The organism is Streptomyces triticirhizae (genome assembly GCF_003696235.1).
GTDB lineage: Bacteria > Actinomycetota > Actinomycetes > Streptomycetales > Streptomycetaceae > Streptomyces > Streptomyces triticirhizae.
The window spans coordinates 21,007-27,565 of the sequence record NZ_RFFJ01000068.1 but is presented as its reverse complement, the minus strand read 5'-3'; the positions used below and the strand labels follow the sequence as shown (position 1 = coordinate 27,565).

General features: G+C 70.6%; 10 protein-coding genes. All 10 read right to left on the bottom strand.

Annotated elements, in window-relative coordinates:
- Positions 1–336: 336 nt before the first annotated feature.
- The 10 genes from EBN88_RS30220 to EBN88_RS14260 all read right to left on the bottom strand — a co-directional run bounded on the left by EBN88_RS30220 (position 337) and on the right by EBN88_RS14260 (position 6,459).
- Complete coding sequence (locus EBN88_RS30220; RefSeq protein ID WP_147472726.1) at positions 337–1,377, bottom strand: hypothetical protein; 1,041 nt, start codon at positions 1,375–1,377, stop codon at positions 337–339.
- 23 nt (positions 1,378–1,400) lie between these two features.
- Entirely contained in the window at positions 1,401–2,090 is a 690-nt protein-coding gene (locus EBN88_RS14300) for a plasmid partition protein (protein ID WP_122184253.1), read from the bottom strand.
- Positions 2,091–2,355: 265 nt separating this feature from the next.
- Positions 2,356–3,021, bottom strand: coding sequence for a RapZ C-terminal domain-containing protein (locus EBN88_RS14295; protein ID WP_122184252.1), 666 nt, complete (start codon positions 3,019–3,021; stop codon positions 2,356–2,358).
- 18 nt (positions 3,022–3,039) lie between these two features.
- Positions 3,040–3,297 (bottom strand): hypothetical protein, encoded by a 258-nt coding sequence (locus tag EBN88_RS14290; RefSeq protein ID WP_122184251.1) that lies wholly within the window; start codon positions 3,295–3,297, stop codon positions 3,040–3,042.
- Between the two features lie 66 nt (positions 3,298–3,363).
- Positions 3,364–3,741, bottom strand: a complete 378-nt coding sequence (locus tag EBN88_RS14285) for an RRQRL motif-containing zinc-binding protein (RefSeq protein ID WP_325052752.1) — start codon at positions 3,739–3,741, stop codon at positions 3,364–3,366.
- Between the two features lie 114 nt (positions 3,742–3,855).
- The gene (locus EBN88_RS14280) at positions 3,856–4,302 is read right to left on the bottom strand and encodes a hypothetical protein (protein ID WP_199742357.1); all 447 of its coding nucleotides are present in this window, start codon (positions 4,300–4,302) and stop codon (positions 3,856–3,858) included.
- 77 nt (positions 4,303–4,379) lie between these two features.
- Positions 4,380–4,901, bottom strand: a complete 522-nt coding sequence (locus EBN88_RS14275) for a hypothetical protein (RefSeq protein ID WP_122184250.1) — start codon at positions 4,899–4,901, stop codon at positions 4,380–4,382.
- Between the two features lie 91 nt (positions 4,902–4,992).
- Positions 4,993–5,268: a hypothetical protein gene (locus tag EBN88_RS14270; protein ID WP_122184249.1), complete on the bottom strand. Its 276-nt coding sequence runs from the start codon at positions 5,266–5,268 to the stop codon at positions 4,993–4,995.
- A 93-nt stretch (positions 5,269–5,361) separates the two neighbouring features.
- A complete protein-coding gene (locus EBN88_RS14265; RefSeq protein WP_122184248.1) occupies positions 5,362–5,847 on the bottom strand; it encodes a hypothetical protein in 486 nt (161 codons plus the stop codon).
- A 141-nt stretch (positions 5,848–5,988) separates the two neighbouring features.
- Positions 5,989–6,459 (bottom strand): hypothetical protein, encoded by a 471-nt coding sequence (locus EBN88_RS14260; protein WP_122184247.1) that lies wholly within the window; start codon positions 6,457–6,459, stop codon positions 5,989–5,991.
- Between the last annotated feature and the right edge of the window lie 100 nt (positions 6,460–6,559).

The following is a 6,559-nucleotide window of genomic DNA, read 5'->3' as shown; positions in this document are numbered from 1 at the left end:
GGGCCCGGCCGGGGGCGGGCCCGCTACCGACGGGCGCGGGCAGGGATGGGGTGGCGGGGCCGGCCTCCGGCCTGGCCCCGCTTGTGCGGGCGTCAAGGGGGTGAACTGACCTTGTGGGGCCGGGTGTTGAGAGAAAGGGCCGGGGTCGGGCTGGTCGCGCTCCGCGCTCCCTACCCTTGATGGGTGGTGACGGGGAGTGCTGGCTAGAGGGTGGGGATGCTGCCCTCGGAACCAGCGTACACCCCGTCAGAGGCCGGCCACCACCACCCACACCCACCCGGCCAACAGGTCTACACCATACAGACGAGAAGCAAGAGGCGTCCGTCGCCCCTTTCCTCAATCCCGATTTGATTCGGCGTCATCTTCGCTGGATTCTGCGTCCGGAATTCTCGCCAAGGAATCCGGAGTTGACACAGAATCCTGTTTCTTCTGGCTCGATTTCTTTTCCTGACGGCGGATTCGCTGATCTGCGCTCCTGATCTCGGCTTTCAGATCCTCCCAGATCCTTTCCGTCCGCTTCGGGTCTTCCTCTCGGGCCTGTTGGACGGCTGAGGGACGCAGTGCCCGCATTACGCGCCGCATGTCTTCCACTGCGCCCTCCAGGTCCTGGAGGGCGGTGCGCGCTGGACGCGCCGCCGGGGTTGCCTCCAGTTCCCTCGGAGGCGCCGAGTCCGCAGGGGCGGTGATGGGCACCGGGGCAAGTTCCTCGGCGGCCTGGACGATTGCCTGTGCGGTCTCCTGGAGTTGGGCGGGCTCGGCCTTACGGCCGGCCTGCGCGATGAGCAGCCTTACAAGTGCGTGGACGTGTTTGCCTACCAGTCGGACGCCCTGGCTCTCAGCGCGGTTCTGCATGAGCTGGTAGTAGTCCAGCGCTGCGTTGATTCCGTACGTCTTGGCTGCGGGCAATAGGTGTGTGACGTGGCTTTGCACTGCGGGCTTGCCCAGTGTTTGGGAGAGTGCCTGTGCCAGTGGCCATTCTTCGATGAAGCGGTGAGCGTGGGATTCGCTGATGCCTCGGCGTACTTCGAGGAATTCGACCCATGTGTCAAATTCTTCACGGTAATAGCGCGAGTCGCGGATTGCCTGGAGTGCCTTCCCATACATCCAGGTCGCTTGCGAGTAGTGGTCCAGTGCCCGCTCACATGCTGTGTAATCCGCACGTTCTTCAGGTGTGAGCGCGCTGTTGTCTGTCTCCGCGCGCGGCGCGGCCGGCGGGTCGGGAATGACCTCCGGGGTGAGAGGCTGCGGGCGGCCGGTCTCGGTAGGCGGGGCAAACGGGTCGATGGCAGGAGCTGGCGCCTGGGTCGGGACCGGGGCCGGCTCCTCTGCGGTCGTGGTGGCGGTGCTCCCCTGCATACGTTCCCGGGCGGCGGCCATGCCTCCGCGTCGGCGTGGCGGTGTCACTTCAGCAGGCCCCTGTTCTCCAACTCGCGGATGAGATCGCCGAACTCGGTTGAGCTGGCGTCGGTGATGGGCTGGCCGATGCTCTGCTTGAAGTCCTCCACGGTTCGGATGGTCGTGTCGAGCACTCTCCAGCCCTCTGACTCCAGCCAGTCGCGGGCATCGACGGTGGACTTGGCGTTACGCTTCACCCCGGCTCCGGCCTCCGTGCGGGGGGGCACCACTCGGTTGAGCAGAGCCCAGGCCGGCGGCGCCTTGCTATCGGGGCGAAGAGCTGCGGAGCGGGCGACCATGTCCGCGATCGGCACGCCGACAGGCGGGTCAACGACGCGCTGGATATCTGCGGTGCTGGGCGTGAGGTGGAGAATCACCAGGTCGGCGACGCGCAGCACGCTGTCGGTGATGTCGGGGTGGTTCTCGGTGTGGCCGCAGTCGACCACGCTGATCCAGCCCTCGGGTGGGTGGACTTCGCGGTGGAACCGGGCGGTGGCGGCCAACTCGACGGGCATAGGGAACTCGCCGGGGCCCGTTGCCCAGGTATGGAGCTGGCGAGAGTGGTCGGCGTCGTAGCCTCGGGGCTTGTACTTCTTGGTCCCATCGGGCGCTTCGGCTTCGTAGAGGGCGTGGAGCATCCACCCTGTGTCGGTGGTCTTGCCCATGGACCTCGGGGCGATGTTGGCGATCAGCATGGCTAGGACACTACCTATCCAGACGTCGGGAATTGCCGACCTCCCAATTTTGGGAGGTCGGCAATTCCGATGGTCAGCGAGGTGCGGGGGCCTTCCCAGGACGACGGACGACCTGGACGACATCGTGGTTCTGGTGCTCATCAGCGCCGCCCTGGTGAGGTTGTGGTGCCACGGTAGTACTCAGTTGGCCGTCCCGGCCCAACAACGTAGAAAGCCCCTCTACGGCGCGTTGTAGCGCCGTAGAGGGGCGGAGGGATCGTGTCGGTCAAGAGCGGGCGGGGAGCACTGGGCGGTTGATGTGTCGGTGGTCGACAGCGACCGCGTGGCCCTCGCTGGCGAGGACGCGTGCGACTTCGTCGGCGACGGCGACCGAGCGGTGTCGGCCGCCCTGGCAGTAGATGTGGACGTGGACGGTTCGAGGCTCCTGGCCGGCGGAGGTGCAGGCGATGTGCTCTTCGACGATGTGCGCGGCGGTGATGTTCTGGAGTAGGCGATCGATGAGGTCGGCGGCGCCGGGGGTGTTCAGGACGTGACGGCGGACGGCGTCGTCCCGGCCGGTGAGGTAGCGCATCGCGGGGTCGTCGGCCGGGTTGCGCAGGGCCTCGGTCAGGTCCAGCACGGCGTGCGGCTCGGTCTGTGGTGGGTCGTTGTGGCGGGCGCCGTAGCTGGTGATGGCGATGGGCGCCAGCGGCTGGCCGGTGCGCGAGAGCCCGAGCATGTGCAGGCGGCGGTGGGCGTTGCGGACGTCCTCTGCGAGCACGCGGAGGCCGGGCTCCTCGGTCCAGGTGCAGCCGGAGCAGGTGACACGGTAGCGGGCCCTGCCGGTGCACCCGGATGTCGGGTCGGCCGGCTTTCCGCTCGGGCGCATCTTGTGCGTGCAGGCGGTCCCGTCGGGGTGGACGGGGGTGATGGTGAGCTTCAGTCGCGTCATCGGTGGGTGTCTCCTTCGTCAGGCGTGGTCGTCCGCGCTGCGGCGGGCGGGTGGGTCGGACAGGAAGCGGTCGTCGCCGGGGTGATCAGTCAGCCATTGCTCGGCGCACGTCTTGTGTGCGGGCTCCCGGCGGTGGGAGCGCAACGGGGTAGGGCGGCCACACAACACGCACGGTCGTTCACCACGATGGTCGTAGTGGCTCGCGTCGCGCCACACCAGCAGCCGTGAGCCCTGTGCGCGGCGGCGAGCGATGAGGTCGGCCAGGTCGGCGGGCATCTGGCGGTTCCCTTCTCCAGCGGGCAGGCTCGGCTGGTGGCCGGGCCTGCCTGATAGACAGAGAGGTCAGGCCACGCGCGTGGCCGCCAGCTCGGCGGCGTGCGGGGAGCAGTTCCAGCAGCTGCCGAGCGTCTTCAGCGGCAGGCAGTGGGGGTAGCGCACGTGGCAGACGGGGCAGGTCTGCCGGGCCGCCATCGCCCGGTCCAGCGCCCACTCCTGCGCGAGGGTCGGTACGCGCTTCGGCCGGGCCAGGTCGACGCGGAACAGCATGGCCATCCGGGTGCAGTCGCGGAGCGGCCGGTACAGGCAGCGCCGGCAGCGGAGTTGCGCTACCGGGTCGTGGCCGCCAGGGCTTAGGCCCATTTCGCGGAGCTGGCGGCGGGTGGCCAGGTAGTCGGGGGCCTCGCCCCACTCGTAGGTCGGGATCGCTCCAGTGGTGAGCACCACGGCTCCCTTCTCGTCTCGGAACGGGGCGTTGAGGCGGTGGCGGTCGGCCACCCGGCCTACGTCGCCGGCACCGCCCCGCAGGCGGTGCCGGCGGCGAGGCCGGGTGGCCGATCAGGCCGTGACGGCGGCCGCGATGGCGACCCACGTCTTGTGCCAGGACTGATCCAGCAGGGGCCCGGCCCCGGGGTCGCGGGCCAGCCACCGGCCCTTCCCGGTGCGTTGGGCGAGTCGGACCAGGCCGCGCGCGGTCTCGGGCGGGTCCTGCCAGTGGCCGCCCTGCCGGTCCGCGGCGTAGTGGGTCACGGCGGAGATTGCCAGCGCGGCGGCCGCGCGGCGCGGGCGCAGTCCGAGTCCGAGGAGGCGGTCGGCGCCGTAGAGGGCGCCGGCCTGGAGGGCGGTGTAGAGGGCGACGTGTCCGGCGCAGGCGGCGGCTCCGGCCGGGCCGGGACCGCCCTTCCTCGCGGCCAGGGCATCCGGCTGACCCCAGTAGTCGGCGAACTCGTGAGCAGCGGTCAGGGCGGCGTAGGTGGCGGCGGCACGCGCCGCTCGGGAGGTCATGCTGGTGTACTCCTGGTGGAGGGAGAGGGCCCGCAGACCGTTCCGGTCTGCGGGCCATGGGGTATCCCGGGGCGGATTTACTGCTGGGGGGTGAGGGTCCGCGCGACGGCGCGCAGCTGGTCGGCGGCGTCCCACAGCCGCACCTTGGTGTCCTCCGGCTCTTCCTTGGCCAGTTCCTCCAGGAGCCCAGCAAGTTGCTCGGGGAGGGTGGCGATGTGGAGGTTGCGCAGGACGTCGTCGCGGTCGGCGCCGGCGGTCAGGTCCTGCCAGGTCTGGTTGATCAGGCGGGCTGCCTCGCGCAGGTCGTGGCCGTCGTGCAGGTCGGGGTCCATCGTGTTGGCCAGGCCGGTCAGGCCCGGTCCGATGAGGCGCGCGGCGCCGTAGAGGGCGAGCAGGGCCAGCGTCAGGTCGAACGCGCTCGTGAGCTGCGCCCACTGCGGGCCGAACTCGAACATCGACGTCGCCGCGAGGCTGGCCGCCGCAGCGACCGTGAGGTTGTCGGTGGCCTCGGCGAGGACGTGCAGGACGCTGACCGTCCAGCGCCGTGCGGTGATCGCCCGGCCGACGCGGGCCGGTGCGGTGGGGACGTGCTGAGCCACGGTGTTCCTTCCTCCTCTGGATACCGGGCTGTCCGGCTCCCCGTCACCACCCGGCGCGCTGGGAGGGCGGGTCGGGTGGATCAGGCAGCCGTCAGAGCGTGGTGAAGGCTTCGGTGGGGATCTCGAAGATGTCGGTCACCTGGGGCGTGTCGTCCCAGGTACCGGGCTCGAACATGACGTGAGCGATGTGCATCGCCTTTCCGTCCCGGTCGGTCGTCTCGTGGACCTGGACGGTGGCGGTACGGCAGCGGCGCGCCCTGCTGATCTCGGCGCGTGCCTCGCGGATGCTGATGCTCCTCCGGGCGCCGACGGGCCTCTGGTCGATCACCGTGGTGTGGCTGGCGCGGAACGTGGGCTTCTGGGCCATGGGATTCCTTCCGGTCGGATACCGGGCTGTCCGGCTCCCCGTCACCGCCCGCCCCGGCCTCAGCACGGCCGGGGCGGGTGGATCAGGCAGCCGTCAGATACGGCGGATGCGGGCGACCCCGAGGGCGCGCAGCGCGGTGCGGGTACGGCGGGTGCGGCTGCGGAGGCTGGTGAGTTGGGCTTCGACATCGGGGGTGAATCGGCCAGCGGCCCCGGCTGGGCCCAGCTCGATGTCGCCCAGCTCGTTCGCGGCGTCAAGCGCCTTCTGTGCGGCGGCGAGCAGATCGGGGTCGGCGGTGGTCATCATGAGGCGGTCGACGGCGGTTGAGGCAGCGGTACGCGCGGCGTACCGGATCACGCGGGCTTCGGGGGTGTCAGGCCGCTGCTCGCGAGCGGCGGCTACCTTCAGCCACTGGGTCTCGCACTGCCGGAGCACGGCGGCGAGGAGGGTGGCGAGCGCGTCGGCGAGGTCACGGCGGTCGGCGAGCGCCTGGCGGCGGCGGTCGGCCAAGAGCTGGGCGAAGCTGGTCGCGAGGGTGCCGGCGATGGCGCTGGCCACGGCGATCAGAACGGTCAACACGGTGGCTCCTCGGGTCGGGAACGGGTTGGCCGCCGGTGCTCGGGGCGCCGGCGGCCAAGGGGTGTGAGGGCGGTCGCCCTGCCTGGCCTCCGAACGCCCATACACAACAGGGGGTGTTCGGAGACCAGGACAGGGCGACCGTCACCGGATGTGGAGGTTGCGGACCCGGACGCGTGCACCTCGGTGGACGTGGACCTGGGTGCCGCCGCCGTCGCGCCGGCTGGTGGCGTGGACCAGCAGCAGCGCGAGGACGATGGTGACGACGACGCCGGCGGCGCTGGCGGCGAGCGTGGCGAGGGAGGCCAGGGCCGGGGCGGCTACGGCCAGCCCCAGGCCTCCCAGCGCGAGGGAGCCGCCGGTGGACAACGCGACCACGGCGTAGGTCTTGGCGCCGGTGGGGATGGTGTCGGCCTGCCGGGCGGGCTGGTGGTGCTCGTCGAGGATGATCAGGGGCTGGTGGTGCGGGTGGAGAGGGCGGGCGGCACGGGCGGCGAGGACGGCCTCTTCCATGGCGAGGAGTTCGTTCACGCGCTGCTGGTAGGCCGCTTCGTAGGGGGCTTCGAACGCCGGCAGGTAGGGGCGGGCGGGGGTGGGGTCTTGGTGGTCGGGCATGGCAACGCCTCCTGCTGGTCAGGGAGTGGCGGCGGGCCTGGTCGGGCCGGCCGTGTGGTGGGATGGAGTTGAGGCTTCGGCCTCTTCACTGGCCCCCGAG